At 31.0% G+C, this 25,008-nt stretch carries 21 protein-coding genes; 10 read left to right on the top strand and 11 right to left on the bottom strand.

What is annotated here, in order from left to right; all coding sequences use genetic code 11:
* Positions 1 to 5: 5 nt before the first annotated feature.
* Positions 6 to 1,172: an N-acetylmuramoyl-L-alanine amidase family protein gene (locus ACM55H_RS16475; RefSeq protein ID WP_416837550.1), complete on the bottom strand. Its 1,167-nt coding sequence runs from the start codon at positions 1,170 to 1,172 to the stop codon at positions 6 to 8.
* An 83-nt stretch (positions 1,173 to 1,255) separates the two neighbouring features.
* On the opposite strand from ACM55H_RS16475, the gene ACM55H_RS16470 reads away from it, so the two are divergent.
* Positions 1,256 to 4,000 (top strand): putative LPS assembly protein LptD, encoded by a 2,745-nt coding sequence (locus ACM55H_RS16470; protein WP_416837549.1) that lies wholly within the window; start codon positions 1,256 to 1,258, stop codon positions 3,998 to 4,000.
* A gap of 129 nt (positions 4,001 to 4,129) precedes the next feature.
* On the top strand, positions 4,130 to 4,510 hold the full coding sequence (locus ACM55H_RS16465; protein WP_416837548.1) for a RidA family protein: 381 nt from the start codon (positions 4,130 to 4,132) through the stop codon (positions 4,508 to 4,510).
* Here ACM55H_RS16465 and ACM55H_RS16460 read toward each other — a convergent pair.
* The 5 genes from ACM55H_RS16460 to ACM55H_RS16440 form a co-directional block, all read right to left on the bottom strand.
* Positions 4,491 to 4,865, bottom strand: a complete 375-nt coding sequence (locus ACM55H_RS16460) for a methylglyoxal synthase (RefSeq protein WP_416837547.1) — start codon at positions 4,863 to 4,865, stop codon at positions 4,491 to 4,493. The two genes, ACM55H_RS16465 and ACM55H_RS16460, sit on opposite strands and share 20 nt — an antisense overlap.
* Positions 4,866 to 4,870: 5 nt before the next feature.
* A complete protein-coding gene (locus ACM55H_RS16455; protein ID WP_039109859.1) occupies positions 4,871 to 5,722 on the bottom strand; it encodes an N-acetylglucosamine kinase in 852 nt (283 codons plus the stop codon).
* 142 nt (positions 5,723 to 5,864) lie between these two features.
* Entirely contained in the window at positions 5,865 to 6,869 is a 1,005-nt protein-coding gene (gap, locus tag ACM55H_RS16450; protein ID WP_035672828.1) for a type I glyceraldehyde-3-phosphate dehydrogenase, read from the bottom strand.
* A gap of 74 nt (positions 6,870 to 6,943) precedes the next feature.
* Entirely contained in the window at positions 6,944 to 7,930 is a 987-nt protein-coding gene (gene pfkA, locus ACM55H_RS16445; RefSeq protein ID WP_035672830.1) for a 6-phosphofructokinase, read from the bottom strand.
* A gap of 364 nt (positions 7,931 to 8,294) precedes the next feature.
* Positions 8,295 to 12,722, bottom strand: a complete 4,428-nt coding sequence (locus ACM55H_RS16440) for a translocation/assembly module TamB domain-containing protein (protein ID WP_416837602.1) — start codon at positions 12,720 to 12,722, stop codon at positions 8,295 to 8,297.
* Between the two features lie 211 nt (positions 12,723 to 12,933).
* On the opposite strand from ACM55H_RS16440, the gene tsaD reads away from it, so the two are divergent.
* The 8 genes from tsaD to ACM55H_RS16400 all read left to right on the top strand — a co-directional run bounded on the left by tsaD (position 12,934) and on the right by ACM55H_RS16400 (position 20,917).
* Positions 12,934 to 13,956 (top strand): tRNA (adenosine(37)-N6)-threonylcarbamoyltransferase complex transferase subunit TsaD, encoded by a 1,023-nt coding sequence (tsaD, locus tag ACM55H_RS16435; RefSeq protein ID WP_416837546.1) that lies wholly within the window; start codon positions 12,934 to 12,936, stop codon positions 13,954 to 13,956.
* A gap of 3 nt (positions 13,957 to 13,959) precedes the next feature.
* On the top strand, positions 13,960 to 14,667 hold the full coding sequence (locus ACM55H_RS16430; protein ID WP_416837545.1) for a 16S rRNA (uracil(1498)-N(3))-methyltransferase: 708 nt from the start codon (positions 13,960 to 13,962) through the stop codon (positions 14,665 to 14,667).
* A gap of 26 nt (positions 14,668 to 14,693) precedes the next feature.
* A complete protein-coding gene (locus ACM55H_RS16425) occupies positions 14,694 to 15,332 on the top strand; it encodes a DUF4159 domain-containing protein (protein WP_416837544.1) in 639 nt (212 codons plus the stop codon).
* A 549-nt stretch (positions 15,333 to 15,881) separates the two neighbouring features.
* Positions 15,882 to 16,832, top strand: a complete 951-nt coding sequence (locus ACM55H_RS16420) for a zinc metalloprotease (protein ID WP_416837543.1) — start codon at positions 15,882 to 15,884, stop codon at positions 16,830 to 16,832.
* A gap of 213 nt (positions 16,833 to 17,045) precedes the next feature.
* Complete coding sequence (locus ACM55H_RS16415) at positions 17,046 to 17,996, top strand: zinc metalloprotease (RefSeq protein WP_416837542.1); 951 nt, start codon at positions 17,046 to 17,048, stop codon at positions 17,994 to 17,996.
* A gap of 76 nt (positions 17,997 to 18,072) precedes the next feature.
* Entirely contained in the window at positions 18,073 to 19,164 is a 1,092-nt protein-coding gene (locus ACM55H_RS16410) for an AI-2E family transporter (protein ID WP_416837541.1), read from the top strand.
* 2 nt (positions 19,165 to 19,166) lie between these two features.
* Positions 19,167 to 20,348, top strand: coding sequence for a class I SAM-dependent methyltransferase (locus ACM55H_RS16405; RefSeq protein WP_416837540.1), 1,182 nt, complete (start codon positions 19,167 to 19,169; stop codon positions 20,346 to 20,348).
* Positions 20,349 to 20,350: 2 nt separating this feature from the next.
* Positions 20,351 to 20,917 carry a hypothetical protein gene (locus ACM55H_RS16400; protein WP_416837539.1) on the top strand — a complete coding sequence of 189 codons (567 nt, stop codon included), beginning with the start codon at positions 20,351 to 20,353 and terminating at the stop codon, positions 20,915 to 20,917.
* 1 nt (position 20,918) lies between these two features.
* On the opposite strand, the gene ACM55H_RS16395 is transcribed toward ACM55H_RS16400, so the two are convergent.
* The 5 genes from ACM55H_RS16395 to ACM55H_RS16375 form a co-directional block, all read right to left on the bottom strand.
* Positions 20,919 to 21,578 carry a M15 family metallopeptidase gene (locus tag ACM55H_RS16395; RefSeq protein WP_416837538.1) on the bottom strand — a complete coding sequence of 220 codons (660 nt, stop codon included), beginning with the start codon at positions 21,576 to 21,578 and terminating at the stop codon, positions 20,919 to 20,921.
* Positions 21,579 to 21,922: 344 nt separating this feature from the next.
* The gene (locus ACM55H_RS16390) at positions 21,923 to 22,426 is read right to left on the bottom strand and encodes a cupin domain-containing protein (RefSeq protein ID WP_416837537.1); all 504 of its coding nucleotides are present in this window, start codon (positions 22,424 to 22,426) and stop codon (positions 21,923 to 21,925) included.
* Between the two features lie 8 nt (positions 22,427 to 22,434).
* The gene (locus ACM55H_RS16385) at positions 22,435 to 23,496 is read right to left on the bottom strand and encodes an alpha/beta hydrolase (protein ID WP_416837536.1); all 1,062 of its coding nucleotides are present in this window, start codon (positions 23,494 to 23,496) and stop codon (positions 22,435 to 22,437) included.
* Between the two features lie 16 nt (positions 23,497 to 23,512).
* On the bottom strand, positions 23,513 to 24,256 hold the full coding sequence (locus ACM55H_RS16380) for a carboxymuconolactone decarboxylase family protein (protein ID WP_416837535.1): 744 nt from the start codon (positions 24,254 to 24,256) through the stop codon (positions 23,513 to 23,515).
* Between the two features lie 31 nt (positions 24,257 to 24,287).
* Positions 24,288 to 24,893 (bottom strand): flavodoxin family protein, encoded by a 606-nt coding sequence (locus tag ACM55H_RS16375; protein ID WP_416837534.1) that lies wholly within the window; start codon positions 24,891 to 24,893, stop codon positions 24,288 to 24,290.
* Positions 24,894 to 25,008 lie beyond the last annotated feature (115 nt).

Here is a 25,008-nt window from a genome sequence, read left to right as displayed (position 1 = left end):
TATTATTATTTGAGTGCTTCTTGAACACTAATTTTTTCTCCATTTCTAAATGCAATTAAAAATGCAGAATTATAGCCTTTATCTTTTGCTTCTTGTAATTGTTTTTTTGCCTCATCATAATCTGAAGTTTCTCCATACATATATTTATAAACTCTATTGTCATATGAAATAGATATATTTTTCAACCCTTTAAAATTTTTAGGGGCTAACTCCACTTTTTTTACACTGGCAGAAAGTTGCACCTTAAATAGAGGTTGGGAACTATCCGCATTTTTTATTGATTTTTTGAGTTCAGAAGAATTTAAAATTACTTTTGGTTTGACAGGAGATGAAGTGTCTTTTATTGGCTTGTCAAAAATTTTCTGTGACGGTTTTACATCAATAATTTCAGTTTCACCATTCCCATAATAATCTCTTTTATAACTTACAATAGCCTCTGCTATAGCTTTAGCAATTTCATTTTGACCATCTTCTGAGTCTAAAAGGTTTCCTTCCGTAAAATTAGAAATAAAACCCATTTCAATAAGAACTCTGGGCATATATGCTTTATGAAGTACCATATAAGGCGCTTGTTTAACTCCTCCTCCTCTTATTTTTTTACCCAATAACTCAAATGCATCTTCAACTTTACTTGCCAGTGAAATACTATTATCTAAATATTCCTCTTGCATCAAGGTCATGCCTATCATTGTTTCAGGAGAATTAGGATCAAATCCCTCATATTTTTGTTTATAATCTTTTTCTAAGGTTATAACGGAGTTCTCTTTTTTAGCCGCTTCTAAATTTGAAGCAACTTTTGTCATACCCATTACATAGGTTTCCGTCCCATATCCCTCAGTATTTCTATTTGCATTACAATGTATCGATACAAAAATATTAGCATCAGCCCTATTCGCAATATTGGCTCTTTCTACTAAGTCAATAAAAACATCCGTTTTTCGGGTATATATCACATCCATTTTTGGCATGGATTCTAAAATTTTCCCTACTTTCAGTACTACTGCAAGCGCAATATTTTTCTCTACATGTCCATTGTAAACTGCACCAAAATCATGAGCTCCATGACCTGCGTCCAATGTTACTTTAAAAATATTTGATTGAGCATAAATACTAAATGAACCAACTGTAAAAAGAAGGGTAAATATTATTTTAATTTTATATGAAATATGCATAAATTTAAAAGTTAATTTTAATTAAAACACTAAGGTTATAAATTCTTTATTTGATTATTTTTGACAAAAAATAATATGTAAGTTTGACATGTCAAAAAACAAGCCATAATTTTACAAAAATAGCATTTAAACCTTTGCATACAAACTTATTTAATATCGTTTTATTATCAATTTTCCTAACAATAGGAGCTGGTAAATTATATTCTCAAGATACAACAAAAAAAGCAACAGCTATAGCTACTAAAAAACAAACAGATAGCTCCAAAACCTTTGTTAATAATACTGGAAAATCGACTACAACTATAAAAAAGGAAACTGATTCGATAAAAAAAGATACTGTCAAACCCCAAAAAGCATTTCTAGACGGCAAAGTAAAATACAAGGCTGAGAAATATGTGAAAATTGATCAAAAGAAAAAATTGATCACTTTATATGATAAAGCAGAGCTATATTATCAGGATGTCGAATTAAAATCTGGACTTATCGTCATGGATTATGAAAAGAACGAAGTTTATGCAGGCCGGATAAAGGATTCGACAGGAGCTTACAAACAATATCCAAACTTCAAGCAAGGGACTAATGTTGTCGAACCTGATTCAATTCGTTTTAATTTTAAAACAAAAAAAGCATTGATATGGAATTCCAGATCAGATCAAGGGGAATTTAAAATAAAAGCGGCTATTACTAAAAAAGAAAATGATTCTGTATATTTCTTAAAAGGCGCTCGCTTTACCACATCCAAAGATGTTGATAATCCAGAATATTATTTCCAAACGAACAAAGTAAAATTTATTCCAGGTAAAAAAGTGGTCACTGGTTTGACCAATATGGTTATTGCCGATGTACCTACACCTATAGCTTTACCATTCGCATTTTTCCCAATGAGTAAAGAGACCAGCATTTCTGGATTGATTTTACCAAGTTATAATGATTCTAACACAAGAGGATTTTCTTTACAAAATGGAGGGTATTATTTTGCACTTAGTAATAATTATGATTTAACTGTTTTAGGAGATTATTATACCAATGGTAGTTATGGAATGCGTTTTGAGTCTAGTTACGCCGAACGGTATAAATATCGAGGAAATTTAAATGTACGATTTGAAAATTTAATTACAAGCGAAAGAGGTTATCCTGATTATTTAAAGCAGAAAATTTATAATATTCAATGGTCTCATTCTAAAGATTCTAAATCAAACCCTAACTCAAGTTTTTCTGCTTCCGTAAATCTTGGAAGTAGTAAATATTTTAGACAATCCATAAATCAGGCAAACATTGGATCTAATCTTAATAATACATTAAGCTCTTCGGTTTCTTACAGTAAAACCTTCAATTCAGTACCACAAGTCAGAATGTCATTGACAGCAACACATTCTCAAAACACACAAACTGAAGAAATTAATATGACTTTACCAACACTCCAAGTAAGTGTTGATCGTTTATATCCTTTTGTAGGTAAAGATGGCGTAAAAAAGGGGTTCTTTAAGAACATCAATCTACAATATAACCTGAGCGGTAAAAATAGCATTGTAACAACCGATTCTTTATTCTTTAAGCCTCAAATGTTTAGAAATGCAAAAACTGGTATTGAACATACTATTCCAATCAGTACCAATTTTAAATTATTCAAATATTTCAGTGCTTCTTCTTCTTTTAACTATCGAGAAGTTTGGTATACAAAGACGATTAATAGAAGTTATGATGACGAACAAAGTAAAGTAGTCGATAATATTGTAAATGGATTTGATGCCTATAGAACCTACTCTTTTTCATCAAGTTTAGGAACGACTATTTATGGAACATTTAATTTTGGAGCAGACAAAAAAATAAAATCAATTCGTCACGTCATGCGTCCTTCAGTTTCGTATGGTTATACACCCAGTTTTGAAAAATATTACGATACCTATGCTTCAGATGCAACCGGGACTATGACAAAGCAATATTCTCGATTTGAAGCTGGAATTTTTGGAGCGCCAGGTATTTCAAACTCTAATACGTTAGGATTTGACTTGAGTAATACTTTTGAAGCTAAAGTTACTGATAAGGATAGTACTAAGGTGGAACCTAAAAAGGTAATGCTGCTTAATAATTTAAATTTTTCAACCAGCTATAATCTTAATGCTGATGGTAAAACATCCCTAGCATGGTCACCAGTTAGAGTTAGCGGTGGAACACAACTTTTTGCCAACAAAATGAATGTTAATTTTGGAGCTACTTTAGATCCTTATGCAATTGACAATTCAGGCACTAGAATTAATGTTTATAATATTGACAATGGTGGAAGTTTGTTTAGAATGACCAGTGCTAATATGACTTTGAATTATGCTATTTCAAGTAAAGAAAAAGATAAAACTAAGAAAGATAAAAACGTTCAAAGCGAAAGAAATGGAGGTCGTGAAGATGATTTATTTGGAACAAATACTGATTTAAACGACAGTAGAAAAAGTCAATTTAGCGAAAGTGAAAAAGAAGAAGATAAAATTTCTGAATTCTTCAATGCAAAACTACCATGGGACATGACTTTTGCTTACTCTTTGACTTACGGAAACAACAATAGAGAAAAGAAAATCATAGGGAATTCTATAATGATATCAGCCAATGCAGACATAAGTCCAAAATGGAAAGCTGGTGTATCAACAGGTTATGATTTTGTACAAAAAGGGGTTACTTTTACCCAACTACGTTTTGAAAGAGATTTATTAAGTTGGAGAATGGATTTCAACTGGACACCTTTTGGAACAAATGCTAATTGGGGCTTTTTTATCGGAATAAAATCCGGGGTATTGAGCGATATAAAATTCGATAAAAGAAGTAGAACGAACAGATAGTTTAGCTCAATATCCATCCATTTTGAACTAATACTCAAGCCTAGATTCCTTAAGAAATAATTCTCTATACAAATAAGCTATAATTCTAAATTATAGTTTTCGACTTAAATAATTAAACGCTAAAATATTATGAAACAGATAATCTTTACTGAAAATGCTCCTGCTCCTATTGGTCCATACAATCAAGCTGTTCTTAAGGGAAATACACTGTATACTTCTGGCCAAATTGCAATAGACCCAGCAACTGGAGAATTAATTACCGAAACAATTGAAGCCGAAACTGAACAAGTTATGCAAAACATGAAAGCAGTTTTAGAGGCTGCCGGAATGACGTTTGAAAACGTAGTAAAAACTACAATTTTCATAATGGATATGAATGACTTTGGAAAAATAAATACTATTTATGGTTCTTATTTTAACGAAAAAACCGCTCCAGCTCGTGAAACGGTTCAAGTGGCTTGTTTGCCAAAAAATGTAAATGTGGAAATTTCTATGATTGCAGTGCAATAGCATTTAATAGTAATTGTGCCGTTGCCTCATTTGTAGCCAATGGCACATTATGTACATCACAAACACGAATAAGCATATTAATATCAGCTTCGTGAGGATGACTTGATAATGGATCTTTAAAAAAGAAAACCATTTGAGTTTTACCCTCAGCAACTCTGGCTGCAATTTGAGCATCACCTCCTAAAGGACCTGAAAGCATTTTTGTCACTTTGAATCCTGAATTTTCGGCTTTGCCTCCTGTTGTCCCAGTTGCAATTAAATGTATTTTTTCTTCTTGTAAAATAGCTTTGTTTTTTTCTAAAAACTGAACTAAATCTGCTTTTTTACCATCATGTGCAATTATTGCAATCTCCATAAAAATTATTTATTAGCAATATGATACGCAATAAGTCCATCAATTGGTCTTCTTAGTACGTTACCTAATTTTAATTCATATTTATCAAAAGTCTCTTGAAGTTCCTCTTTTAAATAAAATGCTATAGAACCTACAAAATGTACAGGCACCTCTTTACAGTTATCATATTGTTTAATATAATTCTTCACAAAAGATTTCATTCCTTTGAAAATAATTTTTCTACAAAATTCAGTTTCTTTATGTTGAATTAAGAACTTGGCAAATGTCGCTAAATAAGCATTTGGATTTGGTTCTTTATATAATTTACTTTTAATAGCATCAGGATCTAAATCGTACTCTTTTTCAAATTCTACTGCCAATTCTTTCGGCATTTTATTGAAATAATACTTTCTGATTAATTCTTTTCCAAAAACATTACCACTACAATCATCCATAGCGATATAACCTAATGATTGTACTTTTTGATGTAATTCTTTACCATCAAAATAACTACAGTTAGATCCTGTACCTAAAATACTAACAATAGCTTTTTCACCTTTAGGTGTTGTAGCATATACAGCAGCATAAGTATCCTCTTCAACAACTATAATTGCATTTGGAAAATAGTTTTGAAAAATTTGTGAAAGTGCAACTTTCATTCTTTCGGTTCCACAACCTGCTCCGTAGAAGAACAAATGGGTCGCTTCCTTTTTATTTTGTAAAATATCAAAACGGTCATTTAAACGTTCCACTATTTCATCTCCCTCCAAAATTTCTGGATTTAATCCTAAAGTTTGCGTTGTAAACAATACTTTTCCATCATCATCTATCGCAATCCAATCAGCTTTGGTAGAACCACTATCAACTAATAATCTCATTTTTTTTGGTTTTTTTGGTTTTTTTGTATTTCGTTTTACTTATTTAAAATGCATGAAGTATAAAATTTACATTTTAAAAAGTGCACAAAAAATAAAAAATCCCGTTAAATATAATATAACGGGACTTTGTAAATATAAAGAATTATTTTAAACCTGCAATATGTACAGATAAATCAATTAATTTGCTAGAATAACCATATTCATTATCATACCAAGAGATGATTTTGAAAAAAGTAGAGTTCAATCCAATTCCAGCATTAGCATCAATGATAGATGTTCTTGAATCAGAAACGAAATCTTGAGAAACAACTAAATCTTCAGTATACCCTAAGATACCTTTCATTGTAGTTTCAGAAGCATTTTTCAATACAGCCATAATTTCTTCGTAAGTAGTTTCTTTTTCAACTTTTACAGTTAAATCAACTACAGAAACATCAGTTGTAGGAACACGCATTGACATACCTGTTAATTTTCCGTTCAATGAAGGAATAACTTTCCCTACTGCTTTAGCAGCACCTGTAGAAGATGGGATGATGTTACATGAAGCAGCACGTCCACCTCTCCAGTCTTTTCTAGAAGGACCATCAGTAGTCATTTGAGTAGAAGTTGTTGCGTGAACGGTAGTCATTAAAGCTTCAACAATTCCAAAGTTATCATTGATAACTTTAGCTAATGGAGCTAAACAGTTAGTAGTACAAGATGCATTAGAAACAACCATATCAGTTGCTAAAGCTTCCTCATGGTTTACTCCCATTACAAACATTGGGGCATCAGCAGAAGGAGCAGAAATAATTACTTTTTTAGCACCACCTTTAATGTGCTCGTTTGCAGTTTCAATAGTAGTAAAGAAACCGGTACATTCAGCAACTACATCAACATCAACTTCATTCCATTTTAAATCTGCAGGATTTCTTTCAGCAGTAATACGAATGTTTTTTCCGTTTACAAAAAGTTTTCCATCTATAACTTCAACAGTTCCATTGAAACGACCGTGAACTGAATCATATTTTAATAAGTAAGCTAAGTGATCTACATCTAATAAATCGTTGATAGCTACAACTTCTACATTATCTCTGTTGAAAGACTCTCTGAAAACAATTCTTCCTATTCTTCCAAAACCGTTTATTCCTAATTTTACTTTTGACATTTTACTTTAATTTTTGTTTGTTTTTATTTAACTTATATAAAGTCTAATTTCCTCACAATAAACTTTAACCACTTCTATGTTGACATTATATCAGAAACTCTTAATAACTCTCTATCAATTTCTGTTTTACCTTTTATAGCTTGTTCTAATGGTGTCAGGGCAACTTTGTCGCTTTGTAAACCAACCATATAATTTGATTTGCCTTCCAATAATGATTCAACAGCTTTCACTCCTAATCTACTAGCCAAAACTCTGTCGAAACATGATGGTGAACCACCACGTTGCATATGACCCAGAACAGAAACTCTCACATCATACTCCGGTAAATTAGCTTCAACGTAATCTTTTAATTCGAATACGTTTTTACCAATTTTATCCCCTTCAGCAATAACTACGATACTGGATGATTTTCCTGAAGCTTTACTTTTTTGTAATGATTCTAATAATCTTTCCAATCCTAAATCTTCTTCCGGAATCAAAATTTCTTCAGCTCCTGCTCCAATACCAGCATTCAATGCTATATGACCAGCATCTCTTCCCATTACCTCTACAAAGAATAAACGGTTATGAGAACTTGCAGTATCCCTAATTTTATCGATTACATCTACTACTGTATTCAAGGCTGTATCATACCCTAAAGTATGGCTTGTTCCGAAAATATCATTGTCGATAGTACCTGGAATTCCCATAACTGGGAAATTAAATTCGGTATTAAATATCAAACCTCCAGTAAAAGTACCATCACCTCCTATTACAACTAAAGCATCAATTCCTGCTTTTAAAAGATGTTCATGGGCTTTTTTTCTTCCTTCTGGAGTCCTGAATTCTGTAGATCGAGCCGATTTTAAAATCGTTCCTCCTTTATTTACAATGTTGTTTACACTTCGAGGTCCCATTTCTTTGAAGTCACCTTCAATCATTCCTTGGTATCCTCTGTATATTCCTATGCATTCTATATTATGATAAGCACATGTTCGAACAACTGACCGAATTGCTGCATTCATTCCTGGTGAATCTCCACCCGAGGTTAGAACACCAACCTTTTTTATTGTTTTTGGCATTATTTAAGTATTAAAGTGTAAAATTAGCAAACATTCAGCACTTTTAAAGCTGCATTTTTTATAAATTAGTAAACAGCTCTAAATTCAAACGTTTTCGTTAATAAGTTTTTAAAAAACCAAAATAAAACCCATTTTATTTAACAAAATTAAAAAAAAATCAATTATTATTTGATAATTAACAATTAATAGGATTTTTATCGTTGAAATTTAGAAAAAGTCAGCGCTCATTTTAAACGACGAAAAATAACAATTTTTGAACAAAAATTATCACAATTTATTTATAAATATTTTAAACGCAATTACAAAACATCTTTATAAACTACTAGTCTTTAATATTTTATATTTTATACAAAATATAAACGGACTAATCTTCTTTAGGAATAACAGCTTCCTGGTTGGTTTTTTGCTTTTCTGTAGTCGGTTTTTTAGGTTTCGAAAAGTTAATATAATCTGGAGATAAACTAGAATCTTGGTCCTCACTAGTAGGCTTAATTTCTCTATCCAGTTTATGTTTTTTAAATATTTTATTAACTAATTCTTTAAAAGTGTCAAAATCCACCTCATAAGAAACCCCTAAACCTTGTGTGTAACCTATTCCTTGACCTATATAATTAATATCGTTTTCTTTATTGAAAAGGCGTAAATTCATAGTACCATCTTCGTTAACCCTGTAAAGCACTTCTAAATCACCTACAATTGCTGATTCATTTATTCCGCCAAATGGCACCCCAACTTTTCCATTAATAGTAATCCTTTCATTAATTTTTGATGAAATCGTAGCAACAAATCTTCCATCCGTTTCTCTACCGATTCTTTTATCAGCACCAATAAAATTAATTCCAACTTTAAATTTTTCGTTATCAGATTGTATGATACCACCTAATAAACTAGTTGCTGTTTCAAATAAACTACCTGAAAAATCAGATTGATTTACTCCTTCAGGGCTTAAAAAACCACCTGATGACAATAAATATAATGCCTGCGTTTGTCTGACATCCTTATCATTTAATTTATACTGAATTTCTGATTTCAAGACATTACTTACCGTTGGAAATTCAATATTAAAATCTGGCTCCGGACTTGTTAAATCCCCTCTAAGACCTATCACAACTTCAACAGGAACTTTAGTATTGAAAGAAGAATTTTCTAATAATACAGCAGGATTTGCCGTTGTTTTGTAAACTGCCTCCAAATTTAATTGTGCTTTCATGGGATTCCCTTCCCAAGAAATTGAACCTCCTTTTTTTACAGCAAACTTTTTATCAATCAATCCGCCATATTTAAAATTATAAGTCCCTTCGTATGCCTGGAAATCTCCCCACATATTAAATTTCCCTAAAGTGTTTATCTTAAATAATAAGGATCCAAAACCTTTTCCTTTCATTCCGTGTCCCGTATTTCTATCTAAAATAACTTCTACTTCAGCATTTGGAGTTATATCAAAATCAAACTCTAATTCTAAACCATTATAATTTCTGGTATTCTCGTAAATCCCTTTTTGAATATTATATTTTTCTTTAGCCGTAACAAAATGAATGAAATTATTATCACTAACACTTTCAGCATTATTAATAGGTATTTTTATTGCAGTTCCTTTTTCAGATTTCGCATCAACTTTTATAAATAAGGAATTCGTTGGTCCCTTAATCGTTGCAGTACCATCTATAAAAGCGGTACCGTAATAAGCTGCGTCTTCGCTGTCTTTTGTATCTAAAGCCAATAGATTTTTTGAATTAATAGCCAAATCTAATTTCCAATCACCAAAATTATGATGACTAATACTTCCATTTAAAGTTCCTTTAGTTCCATACTTAGTATCCGTTAGTGTATTATTTCTAAACAAAAACTTCTCATCAGCCAAATCAACAATTGTCTTGTCTTTTAATTCATAATCTACATTCAAATACGGAATGGTCATTCCTGCATTATCTACATAGAGGCGACCGTTTATTTCTGGTTTATTAAGATTTCCTTGAATCGTCGAATTACCAGACACAGAACCTCTAATATTTGACAAAACCTCACCTCCCAAAGAACTTAACACTCCTAAATTAAATTTCTCGAATTTCAGTTTTAAATCTAGAATTGTTTCTTTATCTACAATTTCAAAATTCCCATCAGCATTAAAAGATTGGAAATTTTCATTTTCGAGATTCGAATTTATAGTAAATTTTTTAAAACTCTCATCCCCTTGAATATCAAAATTCAAAATACCTAAATCCGTTTTATTCAAATTCAGATGATCAATTATTATGGATGCTGTAGGTTGAAAAACATTTTTATCTTGTTTATAATTTACTTCTCCATTGATATTACCATTAAAGACAAATTTGTTATTATCCGGTGTAATTTTATTTAAATCAACATTTTTAAAACTCAGTTTCAAATCTTTATAGGACGTGTCTTTTAAATCTCCTTTCAATGAAATTTCTTGATTTTCATGAGACAAAATGATATTATCAATATTGAAATTTTTAAAAGCCTTATCAAAAACTATTTGATTATCAGGCGTTTCTTTGGCATTCAAAAACCACAGATAATCTTTAAATTTAACTTCAGATTTACTAATACCCACAACATTTTTATTGGCTGCATTTATAGTATGATATAAATTTAAATTATAATAATCTTCCCCTTTTGCACCTCCTTTAAATTCAGAACGAAAGTATAAAGTATCTTTCATTGTGACATTTATCAAACTAAAGTCACGAATTTTATAGTATTTATTTTTAATACTATCTAATTCTATATAAGCATTGTAAAGCGGGTTTTTATTATCTACAGCTATTCTAATATTATCAAAAGTATTGTTTGAAGCTACAATTTGCGGCGAATTGAAATTAAGCTTAAATTCCTGATTGTCCGAGTTTATATTTCCTTTCAGGATGGTATTTGCGCCAATTGAAATATCAGGATAAAAAATTTCAATAATTTTATTATAAATTGTAAAATCAAATTTCAGGAACTGTCCTTTTTTTACCTTATTTGGCTTGTAATTTGTGTAAAGACTACCCAACGAATTTGTCACCATATTTTTCAATTGACTAAATTCGTATTTACCCACAATCTGGCCTTGGATAATATCAGGGGAATTTACAGTTATTGTTCTAACTTTATTTTGATCAAAAACTGAACTTACGGCAAAATCATTAAAACTGTAGATTCCTTTTACATTTTGATATGAGGTCGCATTAATAAATAAATTCCCTTGCAGATTTTCTATGGTGTTCCCAGAAGCTTGAACAACAACATCGCCTTTAAATATCGAAACGGAATCTTTTACAAAATTCAATTTATGTAAATCAGCATTTTCAACATTAATATGAAAATCATAACGGCTATCTTTTTTACTTAAATCTAATAATCCATCAAATGTCATACTCAAATTAGGATCATTTACAGAAATCTGACCTTTATAATTAGGCATTTTAAATTTACCGTTGACCACAACATTATTATAAGTATAATTGTTATAATCAATTTTAGTAACATCTCCTTTTATCGATGTATCTAAATATTTTTCTTTAAAACCTTTCCCATCAACATCTATATTCATACTGACTTTCCCAAAGTCTTTCCTTTCGAATAATCTACCAATATCAAAATCTTCTAAAACAACTTTACCTACATATGATGCTTTGTCAATGAAATCTAAGTTTTTCATTTTCAAATCAGACTGCACTTTTCCTAAAGCGGTAGCCATAGAAAAACTAGCTTCAATAGCAGTAGTTGTAATCTGGGTAATACCTACTGCAGTAAATTTTCCTAATTTTTTTAATGTAGTTGGTAATTTCTTTCCAAGAATATCCGGAAGTATAACTATAAGATTATCATAACTCGACGAAAGCTTTTTGAACTTACCGTACATATAAAACTTTTGATCTTTTTTAGCAAAAAGATTCTTGAAGTTAACATTTCCTATAATCTGTGTATTCTTAGAATCTATTAAATTAAGATTTGTAATTTTTAAATCATTAAGAGTACCTTTAATAGTTGCATTAGTATAAAAATGCTGATTTTTACCTAATTCTTTATAAAAAAAGCGAATATCATTTGAAGCTATCGAAGTCGATTTCAGTTTTATATCAAATTGAACTTTATCAGTAAAATTAGAGAAATCCTCAATCTTATAATTTAGATAAACATCTCCCTTCAACTTCGAATCTTTCGTTACTAAATCAAGGTTTTCTAATTTTATACTCTTTTTAGAATAGCTAAATTTCGAACTTAAATTTTCAACATACAAACCTCGGTGATCCAGAAAGGACATTTTAGTAATAATAGTAGTTACTTCTGGTCCGTATATCTGAAAATTATTTACAGAAGCATTTAAATGAGTAAAATCAACTGATTTTGGAGTTTCCCGATTTTCATCTGTTAAAATAAAATGGCCGTTATAAATATGCAACTTACTGGATTTAAGCAAAAAATGCTTTTGAGATGGCTTTCCAGTTCCAAAAGCAGCAATGAATATATCTATATTCGACTCTTTTTCATTCTTATATGTTTTTAGATTGAAAACTAATCCGTCTAAACGCAAATCTCCAAAAATCAAGTCACCATCCAATAATTTTTTTCCTTCTAGAATGGTAGTTTTTATTCTATCAGCATAAATAAGAGTATCTTTATGATGATCAATAATTAGTACTTTTTTAAATTTCACACCTCCAAAAGCAGATACTGCAACTCCGTCAATAGAGATATTAATTCCGAAATCTTTATTTATACTTCGAACAAAATATTGAGCAATTTTTGTTTGAACATAAGGTGTCGAAAGGGCTATTCCAAGCACCAATAAAAGTAGGATTAGTCCAAGTAGAGAACGAAATACTATTTTTTTAAATTTTTTGATACTTATATAGTGTTTTAATTTTTTATAAAATTTTATTTTGCTTTTGGAAACAGCAACAGCTTTAATAAAAATTCTTTAATTTTGCCTTTTTATGTAAAAAAACATTTTTTACATAGGATTGTCAAATATAATTCAAAATTTGTGCCTTTTTATGCAAAATCCCGAGGTTTTTATTCTTGCTATTGAAAGTTCTTGCGATGATACGGCAGCAGCTGTTTTACAAAAAGACAAAGTACTATCAAATATTGTTGCTAATCAATTGATTCACAATCAATATGGCGGTGTAGTTCCTGAATTAGCTTCACGTGCGCATCAACAAAATATAGTGCCGGTTATTGATGCCGCACTTAAAAAAGCAAATATACAAAAAGAACAGTTGTCCGCAATTGCTTTTACTCAAGGACCTGGGTTAATGGGTTCCCTTTTAGTAGGAAGTTCATTTGCCAAATCATTGGCATTGGCCTTAAAGATTCCTTTAATTGCCGTAAATCATATGCATGCCCATATTTTGGCACATTTTATACATGAAGAAGGATTTGAAAAACCTACCTTTCCCTTTTTGGCCTTGACCATAAGTGGCGGACATACCCAGATTGTGAGAGTAGATGATTTCTTTGATATGACAATTATAGGAGAAACCACTGATGATGCTGTTGGAGAAGCTTTTGATAAAAGTGCAAAAATACTTGGACTCCCATATCCAGGCGGACCTTTAATAGATAAATATGCGCAATTAGGGAATCCTAAAGCTTTTGCTTTTACAAAACCAAAAGTTCTAGGATTAGATTTTAGTTTCTCAGGTTTAAAAACCGCAATTTTATATTTTATTCAAAAGAAAAAACTAGAGAATCCTAATTTTATTGATGAAAATCTAAATGACATTTGTGCCTCAATTCAATATACAATTATTGAAATTCTGATGGATAAATTAAAATTAGCCGTAAAGGAAACGGGAATAAAACAAATAGCAATTGGCGGAGGAGTTTCGGCCAATTCAGGAATAAGAAACACTTTGGCGGAAGCCGAAAATAAATACGGATGGAAAACATTTATTCCTAAATTTGAGTACACCACGGATAATGCTGCAATGATTGGAATTGTAGGTTACCAAAAATTTTTAAATGAAAAATTTGAAGCTTCATCTGTCGTTTCTAAAGCAAGAATACAATTCTAAATTATGCAATTATTTTATAATCCAAATATAAACGAGACCACTGAAAGCTTTTCTTTTGACAAAGAAGAAAGTAAGCATATAATTAAAGTATTACGCAAAAAAGACAGTGATATTTTATTTGTAACCAATGGCTTAGGATATTTATTTAAAACCGAAATTACCTTAGCATCCGACAATAAATGCACAGTAAAAATTATTTCTTTTGAAAAATCAGCAACTCCTAAATTTCATTTGCATTTAGTAGTAGCTCCAACCAAAATGAATGATCGTTTCGAATGGTTTTTAGAAAAAGCTACCGAAATTGGTATTCATGAAATCACCCCTATTATTTGCGATCGTTCCGAACGAAAAGTAATCAATACCGAAAGATTTGATAAAATTTTATTGACTGCCATGAAGCAATCTAATGTATTATTTCTTCCTAAATTAAATAATGCTATATCGTTCAAAGAATTTTTGAAACAAAAACAAGAAGGATTAAATTTTATAGCTCATTGCGAGGAAACCGATAAAAAAACTTTAAAAACAGCCTTAAAACCGAATGAAAATGTTACAATACTCATAGGTCCAGAAGGAGATTTTACAGAAAAAGAAATCGAATTAGCACTTGATTCAAATTATATTCCGGTTTCTTTAGGAAATACCCGATTAAGAACAGAAACTGCAGCAATTGTTGCTTGTCATAGCGTAGTTTTTGTTAATGAAAATTAAGAATTAATGATTCCGAATTTATAGTTATGAAAAAAATATATTATTTATTACTATTAATTTCTGTTACTTCATTTTCACAGGAAATTGCATTATTAAAATATAGTGGCGGTGGTGATTGGTATGCTAATCCCACTTCATTGCCTAATTTGATAAAATATTGCAATGCCAATATCAATACCAAAATAAAACCTAAACCAGGAACCGTTGAGCCGGGAAGTCCGGATTTACTTTCCTATCCATTTGTTCACATGACTGGACACGGAAATGTTGTTTTTAGCGATACTGAAGTCATTAATCTTAGGAATTATTTGCTTGCAGGAGGTTTTCTTCACATTGATGATAATTACGGTATGGATCAATACATTAGAAAAGAAATAAAGAAACTATTTCCAAACAATGATCTAGTCGAAATTCCTGCAAATCATGCTATTTTTCAAAAACCATATCTTTTCCCTAATGGATTACCAAAAATTCACGAACATGATGGAAAACGACCACAAGCTTTTGGAATATTTATAGAAAGTAAATTGGTACTTCTTTATACATACGAATGCGATTTAGGCGATGGATGGGAAGATCCTGAAGTGCATAACGATCCCGCAGATGTTCGCGAAAAAGCATTAAAAATGGGCGCAAACATTATTAATTATATCTTTAATAATTAATCTCTAAAACTAGAGCATAAAGATATCAATTCGAAAGAAAACATTTCCTATCATTTTCAGCATACATTATATTTATTTCCAAAACAAAATGGGCTCACTTTTTAGAATTAGTGAAGCTTTTAGTGTTGAAAAAATCATCTTTTAAGAAAAGAATATTCCCTCAATTCATAAAACAGCCCAAAGTACCTTTCTTTACGTACCATTCTCTATAATTAATGAAACCAATAATTTACTGGAGTATTACTCGGAATTATTTCCTTAGAAATTACCGATACAAATAAACCTTTTAAAAGATTTTTTTAAGTTTCATTAAAAATAGACAACAAAATGGATGTGTTTTTAATGAACTTTTAACAATTTTAAATCAAATCGCATACATCAATATATTTGACGAGAACAGCAGTATCAATGTCGCACAAGTTACTACTATATCGATATAGTTGATTTTTTATTTTTTTTTACAAAAATTTGTTTTATCGAATAATTTGTTATAAAATTGCATTATTATTAACCCAAATCAATTTTTTATAACAAAAAACCAGTATTATTATGAAAAAAATTCTTTTAACTGCAACAGCGTTTTTAATGCTATTTTCATGTCAAAATGACCAAACTGAATCAACAGTTTCAGCAACAAATGCTACTGCACGCCGCTCATGCGCTTCACAAGATGTATTAGCGGAACAATTAAAAGCTGACCCTACATTAGCTTTAAGAATGAACCAAATTGAAGCTTTTACACAAAAATCAATGTTGACTAACCGTTTAGTAAATGGTAAAGTGGTAATTCCAGTAGTAGTAAATGTATTGTACAGAACTGCAGCTGAAAATATCTCTGATGCACAAATACAATCACAAATTGATGTATTAAACAAAGATTATACTGCTACAAATCCTGATTTCAGCAGTACTCCTGCTGAGTTTGCTGGAGTTGCTGCAAATATTGGTATCACTTTCGAATTAGTGAAAATCAATAGAAAATCGACTACTAAAACTTCATGGGGAACTAGAGATGCCATGAAAAAGACTAAACAAGGAGGATTAGATCCAACTTCACCAAGTACAAACCTTAACTTATGGGCATGTACAATTGGAGGAGGAATCTTAGGATACGCTCAATTTCCTGGTGGTTCATTAGCAACTGACGGAGTAGTAATTGATTCTAATTACTTTGGATTATCAAGCGCTGCTAGCTATCCTTACAATTTAGGAAGAACTGCATCTCATGAAGTTGGTCACTGGATGAACCTTAGACATATTTGGGGTGATGCATCTTGTGGAGACGATTTAGTTTCTGATACTCCTGTTGCTAAAACTTCAAACTTTGGTGTACCAACATACCCTTACGTAAGTACATGTTTACCTGCTCATAATGAAATGACTATGAATTACATGGATTATACTGACGATAGAGGAATGTTTATGTTTACTAATGGACAAAAAGCGAGAATGACTGCTTTATTCGTTTCTGGCGGAGCTAGAGCAGGTTTCGGAATATAATTTTTTTTTTAGTTTTTAGATTTTTAAACTCGCTACTTGTTAGCGAGTTTTTTTTGAATAGCTCTGATGAATCTTTTAGAAAATCATTTTCCTTTAATGGTAATGGTCCAATATAATTTAAAGCTTATAAATTTATTTTTAATAAATAATAATCGTAAATTGCTTATTATTTATTTGATAAACAGTATTTTATAATCTTAAAAAATTACTATTATGAAAAAAATTATTTTAACTGCAACAGCATTTTTGATGCTGTTTTCTTGTCAAAATGACCAAACAGATTTAACGCCCAATACGACAAACTCTATTGCCCGACGAACATGTGCTTCACAAGATGTTTTAGCGGAACAATTGAAAGCTGATCCTACATTAGCTTTAAGAATGAATCAAATTGAAGCTTTTACACAAAAAGCAATGTTAACGAACCGTTTAGTTAATGGTAAAATAGTAATTCCTGTTGTTGTAAATGTATTGTACAGAACAGCCGCAGAAAACATCTCTAATGCTCAGATACAATCCCAAATTGATGTATTGAACAAAGATTACACTGCGACCAATACTGATTTTAAGAATATCCCAAGTGAGTTTTCAGGTGTAGCAGCAAATATCGGTATCACCTTTGAATTAGCAAATACGATTCGAAAATCTACTACAAAAACATCTTGGGGAACAAGAGATGCAATGAAGAGTTCAAAAAAAGGAGGTATTGATCCAACTTCACCATCCACAACATTAAATATATGGGCTTGTACTATAGGAGGTGGAATTTTAGGATATGCACAATTTCCCGGAGGTTCTTCAGTAACTGACGGAGTCGTTATCGATTCTTTCTATTTTGGTTTATCAAGTGCTGCAAGTTCCCCCTATAACTTAGGAAGAACTGCATCTCACGAAGTTGGCCATTGGATGAACCTTCGTCACATTTGGGGTGATGCCTCTTGTGGAAACGATTTAGTTTCTGATACGCCTGTTCATAAAACTGCAAACTTTGGTGACCCTGTATATCCTTATTTAAGTCCATGTTTGCCAGCTCACAACGAAATGACTATGAATTATATGGATTATACTGATGACAAAGGAATGTACATGTTTACCAATGGTCAAAAAGCAAGAATGTCTGCTTTATTTGTTTCTGGTGGAGCCAGAGCAGGTTTCGGTATATAATTTTTCGGATTTTAGAATTTAAAACTCGCTACTTGTTAGCGAGTTTTTTTTTATCTTTATATCCTAAAAAATATAAATGATTACATCAAAAATTATAGCTAATGGAATTTTAAGAGCAATAAGTACTATCGTTTTAGTCGCATTATCTCTTTATTTTCTATATCAAATTCAATCGGTACTGATTTATCTAATAGTTGCATTAATTCTTACATTAATTGGAAATCCAATTTTAGATTTTTTTAAAAGAAGATTAAAATTCAAACATATATTTGCTACAATTGCAACATTATTAATTTTTGTTCTTATAATAGTTGGATTTATAATGATGTTTATTCCTTTAATTTCATCACAAGGTCAAAATTTATCGCTTTTAAATACCACAGAAATAGAAAAAAATACGCTTCAATTAATTAACCAAATATCTTCATTTTTAGAAAGTCATAATATTGATTCCACAAAAATGCTAAAGGAATCTAACATCAGTTCTAAAATAAATTTTAATTTTATTCCAAATTTTCTAAATGCCGTTTTAGGTACGATTAGTAGTTTTGGAATGGGATTAGCTTCAGTACTTTTCATTACTTTTTTCTTTTTAAAAGACAGATTATTATTTAAAGATGGTGCCAAAAAATTAATTCCTGACAGCCATGAAGATCAAATTTTAAATTCTTTAGACAAAATAAATCACTTATTATCCCGCTATTTTATTGGATTACTACTCCAATTATTTATTGTGTTTATTTTATACTTTATCGTTTTACTTGTTTTTGATGTGTCAAATGCAATTGTCATCGCCTTTTTATGTGCCGTTTTAAACATTATTCCTTACGTAGGTCCATTAATTGCCTCAATTTTAGCTGCAATTTTGACTATGATTGGTAATTTAGGTAGTGATTTTCAAACGCAAATTTTGCCAACAACCATTTATGTTTTGATAGGTTTTTGGATTGTACAAATTATTGATAATAATGTGTCTCAACCTATTATTTTTTCAAAAAGTGTGAGCTCACATCCATTAGAAATATTTCTTGTCATATTAATTGCGGGCTTTCTTTTTGGAATACTAGGAATGATTATAGCTGTTCCATTATTTACCATATTGAAAGTAATTGGTAAAGAATTTTTTCCTGAGAATAAGATTATACAACTATTAACAAAAAATATTTAATCTTGGATTTAAAAATTCTAAATCCCGAAATTCAAGAATTTATAGGGGAAAATATCGGAATTTCTATTTCGAAATTAGCGCTTCAAAAAAATCCCTTTCCAGATGTGGATTGGATTTCTATTTTAAATCAAATCGAAGCTAAAGCAAAAGCAAAGGACAAACTGCCTAATTGGTTTAGCACCAAAAATATTATTTATCCAAGTAAAATCTCAATAGAACAAACTTCGTCTGAAAAAACAGCTTCTTATAAAGCTTCAATCGTTTCAGGAGAACGTTTAATTGATTTAACAGGGGGGTTTGGTGTAGATGATTACCATTTTGCAAAAAAAATAGAAACTGTCGTTCATTGCGAAATCAATTCAGAACTATCAGACCTTGTAAAACATAATTTTGAGCAATTAAATGTTTCGAATATCATTTGCTATAGTGGAGATAGTTTAACTACATTAAATACTTTAAATACAAAATGGGATTGGATTTATATCGATCCTTCACGTCGAAATGATGTTAAGGGGAAAGTATTTATGCTTAAAGATTGCTTGCCCAATGTTCCAGAAAATCTAGATTTTTATTTTAAGAATTCGAATGCCATTTTAATAAAGACAGCGCCGTTACTTGATATCTCCGCTGGATTATTAGAATTACAAAATGTTAAAACGATTCATATAATAGCGCTAGAAAATGAAGTAAAAGAATTATTATGGGAATTGCACAAGGATTATTCTGGAAATGTAAATATTAAAACAGTTAATCTTTTAAAAGACAAGAACGAAACATTCGACTTTGTTTTGGGCGAACAGACTAAATTAGCTGATTTTAGTTTTCCTCAGAAGTATTTATATGAACCAAATAGTGCCATAATGAAATCTGGTGGATTTGATGAAGTAAGTTCATTTTACAACCTAAACAAGCTACACAAACACTCTCATTTATACACTTCACTTGACTTAATATCCTTTCCTGGACGAGTTTTTGAAATTCAAAATACATTTGCTTATAGCAAGACAGAAATGAAAATGTATTTAGAAAATACAAAAGCCAATATTACAACCCGAAACTTTCCTGACACTGTAGATACTATTCGAAAAAAATGGAAAATAAAAGATGGTGGAAATGTATATTGTTTTTTTACAACTGATGAAAATAACCATAAAATAGTTTTAATTTGCACCAAAATATCATAGAAATGAAACAAGCAATTACCGCAATACTATTATTCTTAAGCTTTAACCTATTTGCACAAAAAACATGTGAATATAGCGTAAATGTTACTGATTCTTTGGGAACTTATAAATCAACAAAGGAATACATGATTAGTGAGAAAAATTTTGCCGGAAATTCCAGTTATATCTTTTATTCATTGGCTTTAACGGATGGTTTACCAACATTGAACGTGCAATTGATTCAAAAGAGTAAAGACTTCATGAAAGCGAATTGCTTTGACAAAAATTCAAAATTGTTTTTGCAGTTAAATAATGGAAAAATAATAACACTACTGCATATCGATCAAGAGAATTGTGGAACTATGATTCGTGATGACAAAGGCTATGACAATAGGGTGATTTCAGGTCAATTTATGTTTATGAAAGATAGTTTTGAAGAATTAAAAAATTCTCCTGTATCAATGATGAGAATTAAATATTTGACAGACACTGAAGATTATATTCTTAGAAAAGAATTTAAATCGGAATTAAACAATGAGGTTTATCAACCAGAAACTTATTTCATTAATAACATCCATTGTATAGAATAAGTTAATTACAATCCCATTTGAAATTAGAAACTTTCTCTTTTAAAACAGATCTTAGGTTATAATGCCACCATTCTGAATCAAAAGAATTGAAGCCGTTTTTATTCATTATCCTTTTTAATAATTCCCTGTTTGCTTTAACATCTTCTGATACATTTAGGTAATTGTGACTGGCTTCAACACCAAAATAATCAAAAGAAGTTCCCATATCTAATTCCTTTCCATTACTGTCGACTAAAGTAATATCTACGGCTCCTCCTCTATTATGGATGGAGCCTTTAGCAGGATTAGCTACATATTCTGGGTTAGGAACAATTTCCCACATTTTTTTCTGGATATCTAAAGGGCGATAACAATCAAAAATTTTGATTTTATAGCCTTTCTTTATGAATTTCTTATTGGCTTCCAGCAATGCTTCAACAGTTTTTAATCTTAAAAAACATGCTGCACAGTCATATACTTTTGCCTTTAGGAAATTATCCATTGTTGCGTATTTCATATCATACACAAAATCCTGACTATAGTCTTTTAAGTTGACGAAGGTCGTGTCATTGATAATTGGACTATTTTTTTCTTCATTAGCAGAAATAGTCAATTGCGATTTACAAGAAATAATCCAAAAAAGAGAACAAAGGATTATAAATGGTTTGAAACAAAAAATCATGAATGCTATTTTTTTATAAAAATAAGATAATAAAAAGAGTTTTCAATACATCTAAAAACAAAAAAACCGATACTAATTAAAGTATCGGTTTAAGTGAACATTATGGTACAAAATCCGAACCTTTTTACTCGAAGATTTGAAACTCTTAGCCGACTGTTTTTGAAAGATAAAATTACTAAAAAATTCAGCAGGATTTTTTTATATTATTGAATGCAGTTTAATTCAGGATTTATTTAACCAAAATAAGAAATATTTAAATTTTAAATATTTTCAGATATAATTATCACTAAAGGTTTCAGGCATGTGCTTTTGCAACTAGTTTTTGGCGATATTTTTTTCTGTTTCTATTTATTTGTTTGAACTTGTGTATACTCTTCATCCGTTACAGCTTCTAACCAAACAGGCACCCCGTTTTGGGTATTTGTTATTGCTACTTGAACAAAATATCTATCAACACTAGCACCGTGCCAATGCTGAATATTTGGTGGACATTTGATTACATCTCCTTTGCGAAGTATTTTTTTAGGTTGCCCTTTTTCCTGATAATATCCAACTCCATCGGTGGCCAACAAAATTTGTCCGCCCGGATGAAGATGCCATTTTGTTCTTGCTCCAGGTTCAAAGGTTACATTTCCTACTGAGGTTGGATTAAGACTGTCAGCAGCTATCAGCATTTGTAAATAAGCTTTACCAGTAAAATTATAATTGGTAATTTTTTCTCCTTTTGGGAAAATGATTGATTTTTGCGATTCCATTTTTGTTGAAAGTGTTGATTTATTTTGTGCATTGCAAGTAAAAGCAGACACTCCAATAAGAAATATTCCTGCAATATATTTAAGTTTCATCATTTTAAACTTTAAAGATTGATTTGATAAAAATTTACCAATTTATTTACCGCTTGTAATACATATTCAGGCTTCCAATAGGTTTGTATGTGTGTAGCTCCATTAATAAGAAATAATTCCTTATTTTTTGCATTGGTTGCTTTGTTGAATGCATCATCTGTCATATAAAAAGTATCGGCTTTGCTTCCTGCAATCATCAATAAAGGATGGTTTATCAAGTCCATATTACTACTGGCATCAAATGTCATTAAATCCATAAGACTACTCATAGTATACCTGAATGTGGAATTTGGATGAGCATGTGTTTTGCCGTAATACTCAAATCCCTCACGATATAAATCAAACGGTAGTGCTGCTATTTGTTTATCTGTGAGTTGAGTATCGCCTACATACATAATTTTACCACCTGCTGCTTCTTGGGCACGGGCATCTGAAGCTTGTTTTAATCGTTCCTGGATCGTTGAAAATTGTGAGTTCATAAAACCGTTACGTCTTACTACACCTGAATTGAACATGCTTAATGTTGCTATTGCTTTAAATCGTTTGTCAGATTGGGCAGCCTTTAAAGAATAACCACCCCCGCCGCAAATTCCAAGTAATCCAAGTCTTGCTGTGTCAACACCTTTATATTGAGAAATAAAGTCGGCCATTGCGTGTATATCTTCAATTCGGTTTGCCGGTTTATCCACATTACGTGGCTCTCCGCCGCTACCTCCTTGATATGCTGCATCTGCCGTGATAGTAATATAACCCTGTTCTGCTAAACGTTGAGCACATAACCCAGCCACCTGTTCTTTTACACCACCATTAGGATGAGCAATAACTAATGTTGGATATTTTTTTGATGATTCAAAGTTAGCAGGTGTGTAAACATTAGCAACTATTGTAATATCTTTAATTTTATAGCTGACAGGATGGATGTTTACTTTCCCTTTAACATTTTCAGTTATTGCTCCCTCATACACTAAGGTATATGGATTTTGTTGATGTGTCTTTTGAGTAGTTTGAGCATTTGACATATCTATAGCTGCTATTGACATTACTAATGCGATTATTAATGATGATTTTTTCATTTCTTTTATTTTAAAATTATTGAGATTTTTTGCTTTTCAGCACTTCGTTTACAACTTCTTTTGTAGCTTTAGTTTTCTTTCTTCCTATGATTGGTTGGATTACACCTATAAATTCTTTCAATTGATCAGGCGATAAACCGAGATTGAGAGCAATTGACAAATGACTTTTTAGCATTGGCTCAGCATCCCCAATCGCACTGATAACGGAAAGCGTAACCAATTCTCTTTGAGTGTAGGTTAAAACATCTCTTTCAAAAATTGCTGCGAACAAATGTTCTTTTAAAAAGATATCTATTACCGGTGCAAAAGCTGAATATCCAGTAAGGCTATCCGATTGTTGCGTTTTGGTAAGTTGTTCCAAAATCTTTTTGCCTCTTTCATATTTATTGACCTCTTCTTTGATTGGAGAAGCATCCTTACCTGCTGCATCAATAATACCTTTTATTTTTCGTTCGTTAAGCACTTCCATAAAAGTTTGCAATCCTCTTATACTCCTTGGAAAACCGCAATAGGCATAGGTATGAACCAATACTTCTTTTACTTCATTCACGGTAAGTCCCGCTTCAAGACCTATGTTTAACTCTGATTTTAGTTTGACTAAATCGCCTTTTGCTGTAAGTGATGCAATGTTAATAATGCTTTTTTCCTTTGCACTTAAATTGCAGTCGTTAGTTGCCATCTGATGTGCTTTAGCGTAATTAGGAAACAATGTAATGCTTACTATCATCACTACAAAAGTGAAAATTTTAAAATCCTTCATACTTATTTTTTTTACAGTTCTTTCAAATATTTCAATTCTTCAGAATCCCTATTTCCTTTAACCATTTTTGTATTTCTTTTTCGGCTTCGATTTTCTTTTCACCTTCCATCACAAATAAAATTCCGTCTCTTTCTTTACCTCCTTTAATGGAAAATCCTTCCAATATTTTACATTCAATGCATAGTTCTTTAATCTTATCAAAACTACTCCCAATACCATAACCAGCATTGGTGTTAAATGGAATAATAGTTTTACCTTTTAAATTGTATTGACTTAAAAAACTTTTTATTGGAGGGGGTAATTGCATTCCCCAAGTTGGAAAACCTATAAAGACAGTATCATATTTTTCAATGCTGTCAATTTTGGTTTTGAGTGGTGGTAAAAACCCTGTTTCGTTTTCCTTGGCGACCTGATCAACAATTGCTTTGTAATTTTCAGGGTAAGGATTTTGAAGCTCTAATTCAACTAATTTGCCACCAATATGGTTATGAATGATTTGCGCAACTGCTTTAGTGTTCTTTGTACGAGTTAAATAGACAATAAGAATCCTATTTGGGTTCAAATTATCTTTTTCTTGCTTAACAGTATTTTGTGCTTTGGAACAACTCGAAAATAAACAAGCTGTTATAATCATCATTGGAAAAACCGGTCAAATTGACCACCACTTTCCAGTGTAAATTGACCACCAGTTCCGGAGCAAATTGACCACCACTTTCCAATCCAAATTGACCACCTAATTTCGGGGTAAATTG

Source organism: Flavobacterium cryoconiti, from assembly GCF_048158645.1.
In the GTDB taxonomy this organism is placed as follows: Bacteria; Bacteroidota; Bacteroidia; order Flavobacteriales; family Flavobacteriaceae; genus Flavobacterium; species Flavobacterium cryoconiti.
The sequence above is the reverse complement of the archived record's forward strand: the minus strand, read 5'-3'. Positions and strand labels throughout refer to the sequence as shown.

What these genes read in the sequence shown, in the direction of transcription:
- ACM55H_RS16475 (WP_416837550.1), bottom strand. Translation starts at nt 1,172, where the DNA reads ATGCATATTTCATATAAAATTAAAATAATATTTACCCTTCTTTTTACA.
- ACM55H_RS16465 (WP_416837548.1), top strand. Translation starts at nt 4,130, where the DNA reads ATGAAACAGATAATCTTTACTGAAAATGCTCCTGCTCCTATTGGTCCA.
- ACM55H_RS16460 (WP_416837547.1), bottom strand. Translation starts at nt 4,865, where the DNA reads ATGGAGATTGCAATAATTGCACATGATGGTAAAAAAGCAGATTTAGTT.
- ACM55H_RS16455 (WP_039109859.1), bottom strand. Translation starts at nt 5,722, where the DNA reads ATGAGATTATTAGTTGATAGTGGTTCTACCAAAGCTGATTGGATTGCG.
- gap (WP_035672828.1), bottom strand. Translation starts at nt 6,869, where the DNA reads ATGTCAAAAGTAAAATTAGGAATAAACGGTTTTGGAAGAATAGGAAGA.
- pfkA (WP_035672830.1), bottom strand. Translation starts at nt 7,930, where the DNA reads ATGCCAAAAACAATAAAAAAGGTTGGTGTTCTAACCTCGGGTGGAGAT.
- tsaD (WP_416837546.1), top strand. Translation starts at nt 12,934, where the DNA reads ATGCAAAATCCCGAGGTTTTTATTCTTGCTATTGAAAGTTCTTGCGAT.
- ACM55H_RS16430 (WP_416837545.1), top strand. Translation starts at nt 13,960, where the DNA reads ATGCAATTATTTTATAATCCAAATATAAACGAGACCACTGAAAGCTTT.
- ACM55H_RS16425 (WP_416837544.1), top strand. Translation starts at nt 14,694, where the DNA reads ATGAAAAAAATATATTATTTATTACTATTAATTTCTGTTACTTCATTT.
- ACM55H_RS16420 (WP_416837543.1), top strand. Translation starts at nt 15,882, where the DNA reads ATGAAAAAAATTCTTTTAACTGCAACAGCGTTTTTAATGCTATTTTCA.
- ACM55H_RS16415 (WP_416837542.1), top strand. Translation starts at nt 17,046, where the DNA reads ATGAAAAAAATTATTTTAACTGCAACAGCATTTTTGATGCTGTTTTCT.
- ACM55H_RS16410 (WP_416837541.1), top strand. Translation starts at nt 18,073, where the DNA reads ATGATTACATCAAAAATTATAGCTAATGGAATTTTAAGAGCAATAAGT.
- ACM55H_RS16400 (WP_416837539.1), top strand. Translation starts at nt 20,351, where the DNA reads ATGAAACAAGCAATTACCGCAATACTATTATTCTTAAGCTTTAACCTA.
- ACM55H_RS16395 (WP_416837538.1), bottom strand. Translation starts at nt 21,578, where the DNA reads ATGATTTTTTGTTTCAAACCATTTATAATCCTTTGTTCTCTTTTTTGG.
- ACM55H_RS16390 (WP_416837537.1), bottom strand. Translation starts at nt 22,426, where the DNA reads ATGATGAAACTTAAATATATTGCAGGAATATTTCTTATTGGAGTGTCT.
- ACM55H_RS16385 (WP_416837536.1), bottom strand. Translation starts at nt 23,496, where the DNA reads ATGAAAAAATCATCATTAATAATCGCATTAGTAATGTCAATAGCAGCT.
- ACM55H_RS16380 (WP_416837535.1), bottom strand. Translation starts at nt 24,256, where the DNA reads ATGAAGGATTTTAAAATTTTCACTTTTGTAGTGATGATAGTAAGCATT.
- ACM55H_RS16375 (WP_416837534.1), bottom strand. Translation starts at nt 24,893, where the DNA reads ATGATGATTATAACAGCTTGTTTATTTTCGAGTTGTTCCAAAGCACAA.